The 16,731-nt window shown below is 47.4% G+C and carries 19 protein-coding genes; 12 read left to right on the forward strand and 7 right to left on the reverse strand.

Annotation, left to right across the window (positions count from 1 at the left end; translation table 11 throughout):
• Positions 1-118 precede the first annotated feature (118 nt).
• Complete coding sequence (locus BS614_RS06055) at positions 119-1,072, reverse strand: L-lactate dehydrogenase (RefSeq protein WP_074093266.1); 954 nt, start codon at positions 1,070-1,072, stop codon at positions 119-121.
• Between the two features lie 545 nt (positions 1,073-1,617).
• Between BS614_RS06055 and BS614_RS06060 the strand changes: the two genes are divergently transcribed.
• The 4 genes from BS614_RS06060 to BS614_RS06075 all read left to right on the forward strand — a co-directional run bounded on the left by BS614_RS06060 (position 1,618) and on the right by BS614_RS06075 (position 3,944).
• The gene (locus BS614_RS06060; protein WP_074093267.1) at positions 1,618-2,304 is read left to right on the forward strand and encodes a hypothetical protein; all 687 of its coding nucleotides are present in this window, start codon (positions 1,618-1,620) and stop codon (positions 2,302-2,304) included.
• A gap of 135 nt (positions 2,305-2,439) precedes the next feature.
• Positions 2,440-3,261, forward strand: coding sequence for a serine/threonine protein kinase (locus BS614_RS06065; RefSeq protein WP_167544380.1), 822 nt, complete (start codon positions 2,440-2,442; stop codon positions 3,259-3,261).
• A 158-nt stretch (positions 3,262-3,419) separates the two neighbouring features.
• Complete coding sequence (locus tag BS614_RS06070) at positions 3,420-3,668, forward strand: hypothetical protein (RefSeq protein WP_074093268.1); 249 nt, start codon at positions 3,420-3,422, stop codon at positions 3,666-3,668.
• Complete coding sequence (locus tag BS614_RS06075) at positions 3,669-3,944, forward strand: hypothetical protein (RefSeq protein ID WP_074093269.1); 276 nt, start codon at positions 3,669-3,671, stop codon at positions 3,942-3,944.
• A 146-nt stretch (positions 3,945-4,090) separates the two neighbouring features.
• Here the strand turns inward: BS614_RS06075 and BS614_RS06080 are convergent, their stop codons facing one another.
• On the reverse strand, positions 4,091-4,300 hold the full coding sequence (locus BS614_RS06080; RefSeq protein ID WP_074093270.1) for a hypothetical protein: 210 nt from the start codon (positions 4,298-4,300) through the stop codon (positions 4,091-4,093).
• A 207-nt stretch (positions 4,301-4,507) separates the two neighbouring features.
• Between BS614_RS06080 and map the strand changes: the two genes are divergently transcribed.
• Both map and BS614_RS06090 read left to right on the forward strand, forming a co-directional pair.
• Entirely contained in the window at positions 4,508-5,254 is a 747-nt protein-coding gene (gene map, locus BS614_RS06085; RefSeq protein WP_074093271.1) for a type I methionyl aminopeptidase, read from the forward strand.
• Between the two features lie 175 nt (positions 5,255-5,429).
• Positions 5,430-6,443, forward strand: coding sequence for an NADP-dependent oxidoreductase (locus tag BS614_RS06090; RefSeq protein ID WP_036607487.1), 1,014 nt, complete (start codon positions 5,430-5,432; stop codon positions 6,441-6,443).
• Positions 6,444-6,563: 120 nt separating this feature from the next.
• On the opposite strand, the gene BS614_RS06095 is transcribed toward BS614_RS06090, so the two are convergent.
• Positions 6,564-7,049 carry a CcdC family protein gene (locus BS614_RS06095; RefSeq protein ID WP_176873064.1) on the reverse strand — a complete coding sequence of 162 codons (486 nt, stop codon included), beginning with the start codon at positions 7,047-7,049 and terminating at the stop codon, positions 6,564-6,566.
• Positions 7,050-7,266: 217 nt separating this feature from the next.
• Between BS614_RS06095 and BS614_RS06100 the strand changes: the two genes are divergently transcribed.
• Genes BS614_RS06100 through BS614_RS06110 form a run of 3 tightly spaced genes read left to right on the forward strand, consistent with a single transcriptional unit; the run spans position 7,267 to position 11,029 of the window.
• A complete protein-coding gene (locus BS614_RS06100; RefSeq protein WP_074093272.1) occupies positions 7,267-8,421 on the forward strand; it encodes a HEAT repeat domain-containing protein in 1,155 nt (384 codons plus the stop codon).
• Positions 8,402-9,844 (forward strand): glycosyltransferase family 2 protein, encoded by a 1,443-nt coding sequence (locus tag BS614_RS06105; protein WP_074093273.1) that lies wholly within the window; start codon positions 8,402-8,404, stop codon positions 9,842-9,844. The genes BS614_RS06100 and BS614_RS06105 overlap by 20 nt, the downstream gene beginning before the upstream one ends.
• A gap of 54 nt (positions 9,845-9,898) precedes the next feature.
• A complete protein-coding gene (locus BS614_RS06110; RefSeq protein ID WP_074093274.1) occupies positions 9,899-11,029 on the forward strand; it encodes a hypothetical protein in 1,131 nt (376 codons plus the stop codon).
• Positions 11,030-11,740: 711 nt separating this feature from the next.
• Here the strand turns inward: BS614_RS06110 and BS614_RS06115 are convergent.
• Both BS614_RS06115 and BS614_RS06120 read right to left on the reverse strand, forming a co-directional pair.
• On the reverse strand, positions 11,741-12,313 hold the full coding sequence (locus tag BS614_RS06115; protein WP_074093275.1) for a TetR/AcrR family transcriptional regulator: 573 nt from the start codon (positions 12,311-12,313) through the stop codon (positions 11,741-11,743).
• Positions 12,310-13,041, reverse strand: a complete 732-nt coding sequence (locus BS614_RS06120; RefSeq protein ID WP_074093276.1) for an MBL fold metallo-hydrolase — start codon at positions 13,039-13,041, stop codon at positions 12,310-12,312. The genes BS614_RS06115 and BS614_RS06120 overlap by 4 nt, the downstream gene beginning before the upstream one ends.
• 431 nt (positions 13,042-13,472) lie before the next feature.
• Here BS614_RS06120 and BS614_RS06125 point away from each other — a divergent pair, with 431 nt between their 5' ends.
• The 3 genes from BS614_RS06125 (at position 13,473) to BS614_RS06135 (ending at position 14,826) form a co-directional block, all read left to right on the forward strand.
• A complete protein-coding gene (locus tag BS614_RS06125) occupies positions 13,473-13,937 on the forward strand; it encodes an RrF2 family transcriptional regulator (protein ID WP_047840338.1) in 465 nt (154 codons plus the stop codon).
• Positions 13,938-13,952: 15 nt separating this feature from the next.
• Positions 13,953-14,135 carry a hypothetical protein gene (locus BS614_RS06130; RefSeq protein ID WP_074093277.1) on the forward strand — a complete coding sequence of 61 codons (183 nt, stop codon included), beginning with the start codon at positions 13,953-13,955 and terminating at the stop codon, positions 14,133-14,135.
• A 64-nt stretch (positions 14,136-14,199) separates the two neighbouring features.
• Complete coding sequence (locus BS614_RS06135) at positions 14,200-14,826, forward strand: nitroreductase family protein (protein ID WP_074093278.1); 627 nt, start codon at positions 14,200-14,202, stop codon at positions 14,824-14,826.
• 192 nt (positions 14,827-15,018) lie between these two features.
• Here BS614_RS06135 and BS614_RS06140 read toward each other — a convergent pair whose 3' ends face one another.
• Positions 15,019-15,702: an S-layer homology domain-containing protein gene (locus BS614_RS06140; RefSeq protein ID WP_074093279.1), complete on the reverse strand. Its 684-nt coding sequence runs from the start codon at positions 15,700-15,702 to the stop codon at positions 15,019-15,021.
• Between the two features lie 145 nt (positions 15,703-15,847).
• Positions 15,848-16,708 (reverse strand): AraC family transcriptional regulator, encoded by an 861-nt coding sequence (locus BS614_RS06145; protein ID WP_167544381.1) that lies wholly within the window; start codon positions 16,706-16,708, stop codon positions 15,848-15,850.
• Positions 16,709-16,731: the final 23 nt, after the last annotated feature.

Below are 16,731 nucleotides of genomic sequence, written 5' to 3' on the forward strand. Positions count from 1 at the left end.
AATAATAAACGCAAACATGCCAATAATCCTCTACTGATGGAGTGTTATTGGCATGTTTGCGTTGGCAGGCTTTTGAAGTTGAGCCGAAGCATATAAAGTGGAGTTGTACACGAATGGCTTATACCAGTGTCAGACGATTGATATTACCAGATAGGATTTCACAGGAGCTATTGAATTTCTCACGTTCCGTTGCATCCAGATTCAATTCGATAATCTCCTGAATGCCATTGCCACCGATGATTGCAGGAACACCGACGCAGACGTTATGTTGCTCGTACTCTCCGTCCAGAATAGCCGATACGGCGATGATCTTGTGTTCATCATTGAGGATGGAACGGGTGATATGCGCGAGGGCGTTGCCGATCCCGAATTGGGTAGAGCCTTTGCGAGTGAAGATTTCCCAGCCGGCATCCTTTGTTTTGCGTGCAATATCCTCCAGATCCAGATGTTTGAAGCGCTCCTTGTGCTGATCCATGATGTGCATAATCGGTTTGCCACCGATGGTCACATGGGACCAGGCGACGAACTGGGATTCTCCATGCTCTCCGAGAGCATAACCATGCACACTGCGTGGATCGATGGAGAAGACTTCAGACAGCAGTGTTTTGAGCCTTGAAGAGTCAATGGACGTGCCTGTACCGATGACATGCTCACGCGGAAGACCAGATAATTTCCATACCATATAAGTTACTATGTCAACCGGATTAGCAGCGACGACAAAAATCCCGTTAAATCCACTGTTCATGATCGGGACCACGATGTCTTTGGCAATCGATTCCGCTTCCTCCAGAATATCCAGCCGTGTCTGTCCTGGCTTGGGATTCGCCCCGGCAGTTAAGATAATAACATCCATATTGCCACAATCGGCGTACGTGCCTGCATATACCTTGGTGCGGTTATGTGTGAAGTCCATACAATGGGAAAAATCCAATGCCTGTGCTACAGCACGGTCATACGTCCGGTCCACCATCATAATTTCCCTGCATATCGATTGATTAATCATGGAATACGCACAACTCGAACCGACAAGACCCGCCCCGATGACCGCTACTTTACCTGATTTGCCTAACACTGCCGTTCAGCCCCCATTACATTGATATTTATCCTGACTTACGCGTCCTATGTTAAGTATAGTCCTTTATTTTATGCCGGAATGTACTTCTACGTTACATAAGATAACACACGAAAAAGCTGCGCAGCAATGATATCCGCTATCGCGGGAGCGTATTGGAGTAAAGGAGTTAACAAAATTGACATGAATAATTCATAATCTTATGATTTGACGGCGTTTGCACCTGTGTCATTCGACATGACAGCATTCATGCTCGTTGTCGGATTGGGGGTTATTTATGCGGATCATATACCTGACAAAACTTCTTAGGAATCCGCAGAAACAGAACAAAACCGCCAAAGGGATCTGCCGAGAAGCTGACGAATACATACGGACAAGCAAAAGATAAGCATACTTGATCCATGAGACAGGTTGCCCCGATCCGATGACGGTTCCAAAAAAAGGAACGCTGAAGCCATAATGTTTTTATCCAAGAATCAATTTCATAACTCACTAAAGGTATTATGAAATTGATTCCCAAAAGACTTCATTCCGGGAGGGAATTAATGATGATTGAAGAAGCAGGAGCAACGACGGAAACGGCCAAGAGCCTGGGCATAGGTGCCAGTACTCTTCGTAAATATGCGGCTGCACTGGAAGAACAGGGATACCGGTTCGAACGGTCAGCCAACAAATCCAGACTATTCAAGTCCGACGACATCGAGTGCATTGAACGGCTGATGACTGAACTCAGAGAGCATAATCTACCCCTGGCTGATGCTGTGGTGACTGTATTGGCTCCAGAAGTACCTGTAGCTGTAGTAGAAGTAGATGTCCCGGTGGTGGGAATTGAAGGTCTGTCAGAGACGGAATGTGCAGCGACAGTCATGTCATCCGTATTCCCTGAAGAACCTGAAATAATGGGTAATCTGAGATCCTATGAAGGTCTGGGGCAACTGGTAAGTGAGGTGACTTATGGTGCCGTGGAACAACAGCAGGATGATCGGGTACAGCTGCTGCAACAGCGGGTCGATGAACTGGAGCTGACCCTTCAGCATCTGGCTGATACACATATGGCTCTTCAGGAACAGATGGAAAAACAGCGTCTATGGATGAACGAGAAGCTGGAAGAGGAGCGGGATCGTGAACTCGTAACCAATCTGCGCAGTTTTCAGGGAAGAAAACGCAAACCCAAAGGAGTATCCCTGCGTATGTTGTTCGGGTTCCTGCCCAAGAAGCATAAGGAAGCTTGAGCAACAGGCATTTACCCATCGTGATTTTGCATTATGGGCCTGATATAATAAGCTCCATACAACATGAAGACTGGCAACGAACTGCTCAGTATAGATAAAGACTGAGTGGATCAGGAAGCTGGCGTGGGAGGATCTGTGGAGCTGCGACGAAGTTGGCAAAGATTGCTCGGACTATGGACGGATCGTCCTCGGCGGGAAGGCACGACCATTGCTGAGCGTTATACAATACAGGAATTGCTGGGTATGGGGAGTTATGGGCTGACATACCTGTGTACAGATGACCAGAACGGCAGGGAAGTGGCGTTGAAGGAGTCCAAACCTAGCAAGGGCAAACTCTCTGCGCACCTGTTGGAGCGGGAGGCGGACGTGATGAGACGTCTGCATCATCCGGCGATCCCTGATCTATTGGATGTGTTCACATCCGGGAGACGAAGTTATATCGTTACCGAGTATATTCGTGGACAGACGCTGGAAGATTGCATATTTGAGCAAGGTCTTCGATATACGGAGCGGGAATGTGTGGAATTGGCAGGTCAACTGCTGGCTCCGGTGGCTCATGTGCATGAGCAGGGATATATTCATGGAGATGTGCGGATTCCCAATGTTATTTTACGTGAAGGGACGGTGCATCTGATTGACTTTGGCCTGGCGAGACGCTTGGGGGAGCCGTTGTTGCCGGAGCTGAAGCGACGTATGCGTGAAGTCCCTGAGCCTGAAGATGAACCGGCTACACCGGATCATGATTTGCAGGATATCGGCCACTTTCTTCTCTTTATGCTGTATTCGGCTTATGAGCCAGAGAAGGGCCGTGAACCCGCCAGCTGGCAGGAGGAACTTAAGCTTACGCCGGAATTGCACCAGATGCTGGAGCGACTCCTTGGACTCCGGCCAAGTTATGAGGGTGGGGCGACAGAGTTACAGGCAGAGATTGAGAATGTGTTGCTGAAATTACAATGAAATAAGCTCTGTAGGCGGACCTATATTATCCGTGACCTCTTCGTATGATATCTGCAGGGGTCTTTTTCCTTTTTACTGATAAATGCAAAACGTATCAAAACAGTGGGTTGAATGATATAATGAATAACAATTATACGTTGAAGGAGGCGATTCATCATATGCTTAAAAAACTGGAAGGCGATCATGCCGAATTATTCAAAACGTGGTTTCATAGCAAAAAAGACACCATTGTGGATATTGAAGGTAAGCATTATTTAATCAAGCCGCTGGAAAACGTGGTTCAGGAAGAAATAGAAAGTGATCTGGAGCTCAAAACTTTAATTATGCGAGCCAAAAAAGATATTTCTTCGGGTAGGGTCTACTCTACAGATGATATAATTGACGCAATTGAAAAAGGGAATTTATAGATGTTGATCCAGTGGACACCTTCAGCAAGACAGACTCTCGCTCAAATCGGAAGTGTTCGTTTCACTCAGGAAGAGACAAAGCTCTATAAGATTGAACTAGTTCGAAGAATTGAGATGAAAGTGGCTGTCATGGCGGAATCCATGCCAGCTCAGGAACCATCCTGGCAAGGGACGTACCGGATATTAGTTGATAAATTTAAAGTGTATTATTCGTTCTCCATGGACAAGCGAATTTGCTACATTGAAGCATTAAGACATCAAAATCAGCAAAATTGATACATACTGATATAGAAACAATAAAGGGGTGTTCTGTTAGCCGTGTGTATGGCTAGCGAACACCCCTTTATTACATATTCATTTATTGTAGCGTCTAATAAGCTGGTGTGTGATCATTGCTCTTTAAAAGCAGTCGTGTTAGCAGCTTAGCTGGAGCTGTATTTTCTGCTTTTGTAATACCCGGAGCCACTACGGCTATCCCGGTATTTCACATCCGAAGAAGAATAGCGCTTGTAGGAACGCTTGCCTGAGGAACTACTGTGACGTTTATATGAGCGCCTGTCTGAGGAGCTATGACGTTTGCGGTGAGATGAAGATTTGGAATCGATAAGTTTGCCGATAATCTTTTTGAACATGAGCTTTCCCCCTTTCGACTTCAACTGTTTTAAGCATATACGTGGCCAGATATGGAGGGGTTTCGATTTTTTCATGGATAATTGTATTCATTGGACAGGAGCTTGGCGTATAATAGGATGTTGCTGATTGTACGGAATTTTTTATTTTGAGCGTTTAGCGTTACAATAGAGGACAGGATAAGATTTTAACGGACAGGAGTAGTTATTATGATTACATTGAAGACCAAAGAACAGATTGAATATATGAAAAAAGCCGGAGAAATTCTCGCCGCATGCCATAGAGAAATTGCAAAGATGATTCGTCCAGGCATTACGACACAGGAGATCGACCAGTTTGCAGAAGCTTTTATGAAGAAAAATGGCGCTACGCCGGAACAAAAGGGATATAACGGATACCAATATGCGACATGTGCGTCGGTTAATGATGTGATCTGTCACGGGTTTCCGGGAAAATATGCACTGAAAGACGGCGATATCGTTACAATCGACATGGTCGTTAATCTGAATGGCTGGCTGGCGGATTCGGCTTGGTCATATGCCGTAGGTGAAGTGACTCCGGAAGCACAACATCTGCTGGATGTAACCAAAAACTCTCTGTACAAAGGCATTGAACTTGCCGTGGTGGGCAACCGGATCGGAGATATCTCCAATGCGATTCAAGTGTATGCAGAAGGTGAAGGCCTATCGGTTGTGCGTGAGTTTATCGGACACGGCATTGGTGAGAAGATGCATGAGGAACCACAAGTCCCTCACTACGGTCCGCCTCATCGGGGTCCGCGTCTCAAGGAAGGCATGGTTATTACGATCGAACCGATGCTGAATATTGGTACGTTCCGAAGTAAGCTGGATTCAGATGGATGGACTGCTCGTACTTTGGATGGAAGTCTGTCTGCCCAGTATGAACATACGATTGCGATTACGGCGGATGGTCCAGTGGTTTTGACAGCACAATAATAGCCAAAAGCAGCTACAATGTGACGATATTTGCATTATTTCAAGGCGGCCCACGTTTGTGAACCGCCTGTTTCGGTTTAAACTATTAAGAAGTGATAACACAGAGCCAGTGGTAAGTGATCTCAGCTGACAAGGGTTAACCTTGCGTCCACTTGGCAACAAGGAGGTAATTTTGGTGTCTTTAAATAAACAGATCGTACTTGCTTCTCGTCCCGAAGGTGCCCCGTCCAGAGAGAATTTCAAATTCATTGATGCACCTCTTCCTGAACCGGAAGCTGGGCAAGTCCTGGTACGTACATTATATTTGTCGGTTGATCCATACATGCGGGGCCGCATGAAAGATACAAAATCCTATGCTGCACCGTACGCGTTAAATGAAGTGATTAAGGGTGGAGCCATTGGACAGGTTGTGGAATCTTCGGAACCGAATCTGCGCAAAGGTGACCTCGTATCCGGTATGTGGGGCTGGCAGCAATATGCCGCAGTGAATACGGCTGATCTTTCGCTAATTGATACCGAAGAAGCACCAATCACGGCTTACCTCGGTGCGCTGGGCCTGACGGGTCTGACGGCTTATTTTGGTATGGAGGACATCGGCAAACCGAAGGACGGCGAAACGGTTGTTGTATCGGGAGCAGCCGGAGCGGTAGGCATGATTGCAGGTCAGATTGGTAAAATTGTGGGAGCACGCGTGGTTGGCATTGCAGGCTCTGATGAGAAATGCGCTTATTTGAAAGAAAAGCTGGGCTTCGACGTGGTGTTGAACTACAAGAAGGAGCAGGATATGTCAGCGGCCATTGAACGGGCTTGCCCGGACGGCGTAGATGTCTACTTTGACAATGTTGGCGGTGACATCTCGGATGCAGTCTTGCGCCACATCAATCGGAATGCACGTATTCCGTTATGCGGTCAGATTTCGTCTTATAATCTGGAGAAACCGGATATAGGCATGCGACCACAGACGTTGCTGTTAACAAATACAGCATTAATGAAAGGTTTCCTGCTGGGTGACTATACGAAATCCTTCAAGGAAGGCCGCGCCAAGTTGGCGAAATGGATCAAGGAAGGTCATATCCAGTATGAAGAAAACATTGTGGACGGGTTCGAACAGACGCCGGAAGCATTCATGGGCCTCTTCTCGGGAGATAATCTGGGCAAGCAACTGGTTAAGGTTGCAGATCCTGAATAGATATTGAATGGTTTACATGTACAATTAGGTTGAAAACGAAAAGACACGTTCTGCACACCGAGGGTGCAGCAGAACGTGTTTTTTTTATCTGTAAATCTGTGGGTGGTCTATGTAGGGTGACTAGTGTTCGGCGACCAGCACCTCTTTGTAGTGTTTGTACATATATACACGCCAGCGTACAATCATGCCAAAAGCCAGCAGGAAGAACAATCCGCCTGTTTGCGGAATACTTACATATCGCTGAATGACTTCATGCAGGATCAGGCGTACGGCCAGCAATCCAAGCAAGATAAAAGCAAAGCTGCGAGAACGTGTGGCAAAAATTTCTTCACCTACTCGTTCAAACCGTGTACTGCGAATAAGGGGATAGGAGAAGAGGAACCAGCCCACCAGAAACGCAATGAATGCCCAGAGTAGAGGAACATGTGTCTCCGGTACAACAAACATGAGAAATCCTGTGCTCATGCCGAGCGGAGGAATAAGGATTTTACGAATGGTCACCGGTCTGTGACTGGCTTTCATGCGGATGAAGATGGCAAGCAGTGCCATGACGAGCATGCCCACGGTTGCTCCGATTTGCAGGTAGTACGGACTGATTTGAGCCACGTAGAACTCCCTCTTTCTGGAATAATATGTTATCCGGAGATCCGGAACTCAGTACGAATTGCCGGAATTTTCAGTTCCTATTATATCACAAACGCAGAAAGCCGATAGAAAGCTTAGTGTATCATATACCCGATATGTATTCACAGGGTGTATTTGAAAATTTTGTATTATTGTGCCCGTTGTAAGGCCGTTTATTCGATTAAGGGGAAATCATGCAATGATTGGACAACAATGGATGTATATCAAGCTTATCGGCTCACATCATAGAGGGTGGCTTGCAGGTAATACAGATTGGTTGGTACATGTGGTCAGCCTCATATGTGCAAGTGTACTAGCTTTTTTGCTGGTTATCTACAGTTACATCTTATGGATGAAATATAGCAGTAGGCACAGGGAAAAGGTTAAGACGGTACTGATGCAGGAATTACTTTCCGAGGATTCAGTGTTACAGCAGTATCTGGGCCAAGGAGAAGTGAAAGCAGACTTACTGAATATGAGTGGAGATCAACAGAGCGTTTTGCAGCAGCTGTTATTGCAACGGCTTGCTCAAGATCCGGTAGAGCACGAGACTCTGCGAATTCGTCTGTTATCCTGGCAAGTCTTTGGAAGTTCATACCGGTCGGTTCTGAAGACGGGAAAGTGGAGTGAACGGGTCAACACGTTGTTATATATTGAACAGTTTCATATGATAGAGCTTCTGCCCAGGTTAGAAGATATGCTGCGGGTTACTTCCTGTACGCCGCTTGAACGCTTCATCATATTGCGCATATATGCCAGAACCGGTTATTTCAGAATCGTGAAGGAATTGTTGCGTGAGCAATATGTATGGTCCGATTCGCAGTATCTGCAGATTCTGCTGTTGCTTACCGATTCATCCTGGACTCGTCTGAAGGATCATTTCAAGGACGTACCTTATCAGGTCCAGTCTAATATCGTCAATGCCATTCGTATTCGGGATGACCAGACGGAGGGTGCCGTTGTTCTACTGGAGAAGCTCATTCTTGGAGAGGATGCATTGCTCCGTACCCACGCTTATCAGGCATTGGCTCAAGTGAGCAGAGGTCGCGAAGAGTTGCTGAAGGGGCTATTGCTGGTATGGAACGAATCTGGTGAGGAGAGGCAACGCTCTGAAAGACTAACAGTGACCCAGCTTATGGGTACTGTTCATGCGGATGCTTTTATTCCTAGATTGAAGGTAATGATGGGTGATCCTTCTTTTCAGATCCGACAGGAAGCGGCGAACTCTCTTGCCCGATACGAGCAGGGACTTGAAGAGCTCCGGGATACGGCTGTAAACCATCCGGATAAATATGCAAGGCAGATAGCGGAAGAAACGCTGGAAAGGATGCAGTATGGACGAAAGATGGATTGAGTTGCTGCGGAGTTTTGTTTTGGCATGTTACGAGGGGATATTTATCTATCTGGTGTTAGCGATTGTGATGTGCAGTGTTCTGGTAGTTGCTGCCGCTCGCACATTGATTCGCCGGAGGGATCTGGACCCGCTGCAATATCATGAGATGCTGGATGAAGAACTGGCTCCTGCGGTATCCCTGCTTGTTCCGATGCGGAATAGCGAGGATACGATCGTACAGCGAATCAGCTGTCTGCTGGATATTCAGTATGCACGCTATGAGGTTATTATCATTAATGATGGATCAGAGGATGAGGCCATGCGGCGTCTAAAAGAAACCTATGATCTGATACCCATTCGGAGTAAAGTTCATTATTCGGGACTCGGTCAGGAGACGGCTCAGATTAAATGTGTCTACCAATCCAGATTACATCATTGTCTGGTTGTGATCGACAAGGCGTATGGGGGACGAATGGACTCCCTGAATGCCGGTCTGAATATCTCGCAATATCCTTATATCGCCTCTGTTGGACCCAGGACAGTTCTGGAACGAGATGCATTGGTGAAGATTATGAAACCCGTTATGGATGCTCTCCGGGGAGAAGAGGTCGTTGCTTGTAGTGGACGAGTAGATCTCATGGCCTCCCGAAATACGAATCAAACGGATTCAACGGATAACAGCACACGACTTACGGACAGTACGTTGTATGTAATGCAGACCATTGAATACGTGCGTGCTTTTCTGATTAGCGGTGTGGGCCTTGTTCGTTACAATATTAATGTGCTTTTATTTACGTCTGAAGTATTCGGTATATTCAAAAAGAACCGGGTGTTGGAAGTTGGGGGTTACAAGCGCGATGACCAGGTCGCTCACATGGAACTGGTGATGCGGTTACAGAAACATATGAAGCAGATTCGGGAACGTGGCCGTATTATATATATTCCCGATCCGATCTGCAGGGTAGAAGTACCCGGTACATGGCATCAGCTGTGCAGACAGCGTATCGGTTGGCACATGCAGCTTGCAAGCAGTCTATGGACTCAGCGGAGCATGATCTTCAATCCGGCCTATGGCTGGATGGGGATGGTATCCATCCCGTATTTTATTTTGATCGAATTGTTGGGGCCTGTGTTGGAACTGGGAGCAATCGTGCTGTTCATTGCAGGCATAGGGCTACAGTGGGTGGATATTAACCTATGCATCATTCTCGTTCTGCTACTGACCCTCTATGGTTCCTTGTTGTCCGCAAGTGTGGTGATGTTCGAAATATGGTGTTCACGCAAGGCATATACGTCCCGAGAGGTGACATGTCTGCTGTTGTATGCATGTACGGAGACGTTCTGGTTCAGACCGCTGAATAACATATCCCGTATATATGGCATGTTGCAGGCTATGGGATTGCGGAAGGCAGAGGAAAAGGACAGCAGACATGAATTAGGGTAATCTAACGACCGATCCTGAGAATACCTTGGAACAGAGCAAGGAGGAATACGCTTCATGAAAAAAAGTTACAGGCCAGCCACGATGTGGACGTTGGCTTGTTTTACAGTGGTATCGGTGGTGCTGGTTGTCCCCTGGATTATGTGGCAATCCCAGGCCCCGGTTCCACTGAACATCATGATTATTGACAAGAGCAGACCGGATTTGTCCTATCAGGGGCACAAGGGGTTGGTTTGGCTTCTGAATCAACAGAAGATTGTACAGCACACAGGGGAATACTACTCGTATGAAGAGGATTATTACGGCTATGATCTTCAGAACGGGCTTCCACGGATGAAGCAACTGCTGCCTGATGAGGTGACAGATACGGATCTGATCTATCTGACGGCGAATCGGAGTAGTCTGTCTGCACAGAAGAGTGAAGGGAAACAAGGCGGAATCTATGAAGGATTAACGATATATGATGTGCAGAAGATTCGCGAGGCTGCGTATAAAGGGGTAACGATTGTTGCCGAATACAGTGCATTGGCAAATACGGCTTCCAAGATGACAAGAGAGCAACTATACCCCATCTTGGGCGTGAATAGCAGTGGATGGCAGGGGAAATCGGTATCTAATCTGCAAAGTATAGAAGAAGTACCCCGCTGGGTTAGGGCGCACTATGAGCAGCAGGAGAAGAAGAAATGGTCTTATCATGGAGCGGGTATGCTGCTGATCCATATGGATGGACAGGTCATGGTACTGGAGAAAGGTCCGGATGTGAAGACAGGCAATATACAGATTGCATTTACACCGGAAGGCAGTGATTGGAGCGGTATAACTCAGGATATTCATTACAATGGTTGGTTCGATATCATTGTGCCGCAACAGAAGAATTCCATACTGGCCTGGTATAAGACGGATCTGACGGAGACAGGTGAGCAGAAGCTGGTGGATGCAGGAATTCCTGCGGAATTTGCTGCACTGGTCCGGTACGACGACTATAATCGGTCGTATTACATGGCAGGGTCCTTTGGAGAGATGAAGCATTATTCCTTCTGGCGCCGAATCCGGGGATGGGAGGTCGTCCGGTCCAAACTTACGCCAGATCAGAAAGATATTCCGGACATGTTCTACTGGAAAGTGTACGTGCCCGTGATGAAGCATATTTTGAATGAAGTGCAGGACGGACGGCAGCAATGGCCATAGATAGATTATCGAGAACCGTTTCGATGGAAAAAGGGAAGCCAAAGTCCATTCCACCTTTCGAGAGGAACGGGAGATGTACATAATAGAGAAGTGCGTGTTGTGAGTGGCAAAAGTGTGGTTGAGAGACAGGGCGGATCAAGTAAGGATCAGATGGCCAGGTGAAATGGGACTGGGTAGATTGAATACGTTTCAGACTCTTACCACCATGAACAATGGGAGTTGTAGCTAGATCTGAAGCGCCGTACGTAGCACGTTCTAACGAACTCAGCACATCTTATTTGGTCTAATTTGGTACGTTGGTAAATGTAACGAATCACAGACACGTTAAATGACGGAATATACTCGTTATTCCTGTCCCACAGCCAGTTTTCTGCGAAATAGGACGTGTGGAGTTCTAGTTGTTGTTATTCGCTCTAATTGCCGCTATAGAGTGTCCTAGGTTCGTTAGATTTTGGTCAGAGGGCACCGATCATGGCATGACCCAACCGAGGCGTCCCTTTTTCTTCTGTATTAAAAGAAATTGTAAAGAAAGAAATTATAAAGAACACAACCGATGAAAGATGAATTCAAAGTGGATGTTAATGTGTTAAAAGGCATTGGCGTAACTATAACATTATTACTGTCAAATCTATGGGATGTAGCAGTACACGGCAATCAAAAAGGACTGCAGATCCTATGCAGTCCTTTTTCATGATGCAATGCGTGGCTTAACTAGTCCTGGTGGAGATGCCGGAGTCCGTGCAGGAAGGCGGATACGGTCAGACGCAGACTTTCGTCCGGATCAAAGTCCATGTTGAAGCCGCCTTGTGCCTCAATGGAGGCAAATCCATGGCAGAGGCTGCGCAAACCACGAACGGCGTGCAATGCTTCCGCTTCGGTGAGCGGGTATGGCTGCAAGCTGTGCAGCAGCAACTCCAGCGTGGCTGTGCTGGCCTCGGCGAGCTGTGGCTCCTCGCGGTCCGGGGCATGAAATGAGGCTTCGTACAGCCCGGGGTGCTCGCGGACGAAGCCAATGTATGCCGCAGCGATGGCCTGGATGGCATCATCGCCAGTGCGGTCAGCGATAGCCGCGGTTAATGCGCGGCTGAGCTGTTGTACGGACATCAGCGCCATTTCCTGGCGAAGCCCGGGAAGTCCGCTGATGTGGTTGTAGAGCGACGGCGAGCGCACATCCAGCCGCTGTGCCAACGCGGCGAGTGTCAGCGCCTGAAAGCCGTCGCTGTCAGCAAGCTGGGCGGCGGCGCTGAGCAGAGCGCCGCGATCCAGCCCTTGCCGGGGGCTCATCGTTGCCCCCCGGCAAGATCAAACCGCTGCTGTGCATCAGCGGTTGCCGCGCGCATGGCGGCCGCGGGCTGGCGCAGCATCCGTCCGTGGCCTACAGCCAGCACGGACGGTTCCAGCTCCGCCAGGCGCTTCGCGCTGGCCAGAGCCGCTTCGCGGTTCCACGTCGCCAGCGCAGGGAACGGGAAGAGCGGGCGCACGCGGCCGGATACGGCAAGGCCGCCTTGCAGCTGGTACGCGTCGCCAGCGATGAGCACGCGGCTGCGCGTATCCATGAAGGACATATGCCCCGGCGTATGTCCTGGTGAGGCAATGGCGACCAGTGAACCAATCTGGTCAGCGTCATCCAGCAAGTGGTTTGGCTGGGTGCGCACCGCTTTGGGCTTAGGCACGCCGCCGCGTACCGGGGTTTGTGGCTCACCGGGAAGAAGGGAAGTATCACCCGCCAATAGCCGGGCATCCCGTCTGGAGATGAAGACCTCGACTTGAGGCATTGCCTCTTTGAGACGATCCAATGCACCAATATGGTCGCTATGAGCGTGAGTCAGAATGATCTTGGTAATGGGTTTTCCAAGGGACTGGGCAGTTGCCAAAATCCCCTTAAGACTGACCGGTATTCCGGCATCAATCAGGGTTAATCCATCTTCCTCTTCAACCAGGTATACGTTCACAGGGAAGAGTCTTGGGAAAAACGTAACTTGAACGACATCAAATTCTCGGGTAATACGCATCGTTAAACCCTCCTTAAAACTAATGGTATTAGTATAATAACTAATAGGATTAGTTTTAGCAATAGCTGTTGTTCATTTTATTCAAATAAAAAAAATTTTAAATAATGATGCACTTTACAAAAAAAGCGTTTTCAAATTGAAGATTACCGATTATAATAATCACGTAAGCCCTTTCATATGTCTATCTTATTGGAGCCCTTCGCGTAGCGAAAGGCTCACTTTTTTGTTCTTTTTTGGATTGAAATAAAGACGGGATGTTAATCCTAGCTTAATTGTGTTGATGAGCTGTAAGTATTGGTATAACAGGAAAAATCACGTTTGATCTCCATCCTGGACGAAAGTTGACAAACATAACTGTTATTCATATAATGACAGTTATACTTACCTTGGGTTGAAGTTCATCGGTGTTGTAAGCCGGGAAGGAGTAAGTTATGAACAGCGAATTTACCATAGCGGTGCATTGTCTTGTTTTTCTGTCGATGAGAGATGAGTGTATGGCCAATAGTGAAGATTTGTCCCAGAGTGTGGGTACACACCCGGCCAGAGTCCGTAAGGTACTTAGTGTTCTGCGCAAGCATGGTTACCTGACGACCAAGGAAGGTGCTCATGGTGGGTACTTGCTTAGCCGTCCAAGTGAAGAGATCAAGCTGGGAGAATTGTACAGACTGGTAGCTGGTGGTTCACTCGGTCCCAACTGGTGCTCAGGGGAGTCCGGTTCATCGTGCGTGGTATCTTCCAATATGCAGGATGTGATGGGGAACATTTATAATGGTGGCGAAGAGGCGCTCAGCGCTTATTTTGATCGTATATCCATTCAGGATGTGAAAGAACGCATAGGTCATGGGGAAACGTTGAACTTATCGCTGAAAGGATTATCTGCAAAGGAGAAGTCCTGACGGAGTCCACAACGAATGGTCCTCCATGAATATGGTCTTGGTTTAGTCAGGCATGGTGGACAAGTTACGGCATGGGCGTGTGCTCCGGTGAAAGATCCATTGATGTTCTCAAGCGATTCCGGGCATAACCTGAACACAGATGAGGAGACATCGTCTGCGCTGATGTTATTTTCGGAAGGAAAATCCCTGGTAGAGTAAACTTCGAGATCACCTTGCGAAAGTAAAGAAGTATAAACAAATTAGATTCTGGGGAGTGGAACACATGTCAGGCATTGAAAAAAATGAAACACTTCGCGTTATTAGCGAACGCCATGCTGTCAAAAAGTACGAAAAAGGGTTTGAATTGCCTGAAGCTGATCTCAATGCGATTTTGACAGCAGCTGCGGAAGCACCATCTTCATGGAACCTGCAACACTGGAGATTCCTCGTGATTGAATCCGAAGCAGATAAAGCGAAATTGCTGCCAGTTGCTTACGGTCAAAGTCAGATCGTGGAAAGTTCGGTTACGATTGCTGTTCTTGGAGATTTGGAAGCAAACCGTAACACCGTAATCTACGATCAAGCTGTTGAAGCAGGCGCACTGACTGCTGAGGTTCGTGACGCATTGGTTGGACAGATCAACGGTGCTTACCAAAGCCCGCAAATCGCTCGCGATGAAGCGATCCGCAATGCATCTTTTGCTTCCCAAAATATTATGATTGCTGCACGCTCCCTGGGTTACGATACATGTCCAATCGGTGGATATAATCCACAAAAACTGATCGAAACATTCAACATTCCTGCACGATTTGTGCCAACGTTGTTGATTACTGTAGGTAAAGCTGCACAGCCAGCTCGCCCGTCAGGACGTTTACCGTTGTCTGAGGTTGTTGTTAAAGGTTCTTTCTAAGTTAGAAAGTTAAATCTGATGATTGCATCAGTGATATAGGTATAATACAAACAGCCGCACTTTCCTGTTGAGGGAAGGTGCGGCTGTTTGGCATATTGGGGTTGTATAGAAAAGTCCAAACTCACTTTAGTGGTGACTCCAATAGATCAGATTTAACACTCAAGTGAGTTCTTAACTTCCACCATGAAATGATTACTTCTCAGGTGTCTCCGGGATTTGTGGTGCATGGAACGATTCCATGTACTCGATTGCGTTATACATCATCACTGCTGCTTCGGCGCGGGTAATCGTTTGTTTGGGATTGAAGTTTCCGTCGGCATCCAGTTCATTGATTTTGAGAACGAGTGAACGCTGAATGGCACCTTGATACTCTGGCGTAAGTTCCTGTTCGTCGGTAATATCCACAGGTTTGATATTAATCATCGGCAGACCGCCTTTGGCCTCGATGCCTTGCATCAGAAACAGTGTGAATTGTTCACGAGTAAGCGGTTTGGACGGATCGATATCCTGTGACATCTGAATGCCATTATATTGGGCGCGGATAAATGCATCACTGTACCATACGCCATCTTTTACAGCAGAGAAGTAGTCACTTGGTACCGGCATTTTGATAAAACGAATCGTGTCCAGATTCAGATTCAGTCCGTCAGCAATCAGTTGAATGCCCTGAGCGGTATTTAACTCCAGTTCAGGTTTGAACAAGCTGTCACTCACGCCTTTGATGAATCCATCTTTATGGAGAGATTCGATTTTGTCTGCTCCTGCGATACCTTGAATATCCGTGAATTGGGCCTGCGCAGCGTTGATCGGGCCTGCACTTAGAGACAGCGTGAGCAGAGCTCCCGCAGTTAATGTAGCCAGTATATTTTTTTTCATGATAGGTTCGCCTCACTTTTCCAGGGATGATCCCTTTATATAAAAGTTATTTGCCCCTATAGACGACCCTTCTGTTCAAAAGGTTGCTGTAATTTTCCAACTGAATTCCTATTCATTCAGAAAGGGCTAAGTGAAGGCACTGCCTCTAACCTTTGGATTTATTTCGATAATCTGTGGGTGAACGTCCCATCATTTTGCTGAACAGACGGGAGAAGTAGTACGGGTCTTTGAATCCAAGCTCGGAACTGATCTGCTTCACGGTCCAATCGGTAAAATCCAGATAGCGGCAGGAATGCTGAATCTTAAGCCGCAGGAAATAATCGATGGGCGAATGCCCCATAGCTTGCTTGAATAACTGAGAGTAATGAGGGACAGACAGCCGCGCGTGTGCCGCCAGTTCCTTGAGGGTGATTCCATTCTCCAGGTGCTCCAACATATATTGAACGGATTGTTCGGCCGCACGTTTGCTGCTCACGATCCCACCATCTGTCCCTGTCGTCTCCGGTCCATAAGCGAGCATACCAAGCATATAACCGATAATCTGGGAGGCATACGTCATCGTCTGCATGGAGTAACCCGTCTCAAGTGCGCCGTAACATTCATGGAACAGCTCAAGCCATTTCTGAGCCTTGGCCGGTGGCATGGTAGTAATATGATGAGTTAACAAGGGTTCTATGTAGGATAAAGCGTGTTCCCCGCGCAGATGAATCCAGAAGATGCTCCATGGTTCAGCTGCGTTGGCACCATACACATGAGGGACATGTGCAGGTAATATAACGAGGTTTCCCGGGCTGACATCATATGTCTTGCTACCATCCATCGTATACCAGCCTGTGCCTTGGACACAGTACATCAGAATGTGTGATTCACAACCATCGGGACGGTCACGGTAATGATGCTCCGCTTCGTGAAAGTAACCGATATCGGTAACATATAATCCGGACGTGACCGGATAAGCTGCGGTTTCTTGCAGCAGGGAGTCCGGAAGCACAATGAGTTTTTGCATACGAAATCCGTCAGATTTACGCT

Source organism: Paenibacillus xylanexedens, from assembly GCF_001908275.1.
Taxonomy (GTDB): Bacteria; Bacillota; Bacilli; order Paenibacillales; family Paenibacillaceae; genus Paenibacillus; species Paenibacillus xylanexedens_A.

What these genes read in the sequence shown, in the direction of transcription:
- BS614_RS06080 (WP_074093270.1), bottom strand. Translation starts at nt 4,300, where the DNA reads ATGTTCAAAAAGATTATCGGCAAACTTATCGATTCCAAATCTTCATCT.
- BS614_RS06105 (WP_074093273.1), top strand. Translation starts at nt 8,402, where the DNA reads ATGGACGAAAGATGGATTGAGTTGCTGCGGAGTTTTGTTTTGGCATGT.
- BS614_RS06130 (WP_074093277.1), top strand. Translation starts at nt 13,953, where the DNA reads ATGGTCCTCCATGAATATGGTCTTGGTTTAGTCAGGCATGGTGGACAA.
- BS614_RS06075 (WP_074093269.1), top strand. Translation starts at nt 3,669, where the DNA reads ATGTTGATCCAGTGGACACCTTCAGCAAGACAGACTCTCGCTCAAATC.
- BS614_RS06140 (WP_074093279.1), bottom strand. Translation starts at nt 15,702, where the DNA reads ATGAAAAAAAATATACTGGCTACATTAACTGCGGGAGCTCTGCTCACG.
- BS614_RS06060 (WP_074093267.1), top strand. Translation starts at nt 1,618, where the DNA reads ATGATGATTGAAGAAGCAGGAGCAACGACGGAAACGGCCAAGAGCCTG.
- BS614_RS06135 (WP_074093278.1), top strand. Translation starts at nt 14,200, where the DNA reads ATGTCAGGCATTGAAAAAAATGAAACACTTCGCGTTATTAGCGAACGC.
- BS614_RS06120 (WP_074093276.1), bottom strand. Translation starts at nt 13,041, where the DNA reads ATGCGTATTACCCGAGAATTTGATGTCGTTCAAGTTACGTTTTTCCCA.
- BS614_RS06100 (WP_074093272.1), top strand. Translation starts at nt 7,267, where the DNA reads ATGATTGGACAACAATGGATGTATATCAAGCTTATCGGCTCACATCAT.
- BS614_RS06125 (WP_047840338.1), top strand. Translation starts at nt 13,473, where the DNA reads ATGAACAGCGAATTTACCATAGCGGTGCATTGTCTTGTTTTTCTGTCG.
- map (WP_074093271.1), top strand. Translation starts at nt 4,508, where the DNA reads ATGATTACATTGAAGACCAAAGAACAGATTGAATATATGAAAAAAGCC.
- BS614_RS06115 (WP_074093275.1), bottom strand. Translation starts at nt 12,313, where the DNA reads ATGAGCCCCCGGCAAGGGCTGGATCGCGGCGCTCTGCTCAGCGCCGCC.
- BS614_RS06070 (WP_074093268.1), top strand. Translation starts at nt 3,420, where the DNA reads ATGCTTAAAAAACTGGAAGGCGATCATGCCGAATTATTCAAAACGTGG.
- BS614_RS06145 (WP_167544381.1), bottom strand. Translation starts at nt 16,708, where the DNA reads ATGCAAAAACTCATTGTGCTTCCGGACTCCCTGCTGCAAGAAACCGCA.
- BS614_RS06110 (WP_074093274.1), top strand. Translation starts at nt 9,899, where the DNA reads ATGAAAAAAAGTTACAGGCCAGCCACGATGTGGACGTTGGCTTGTTTT.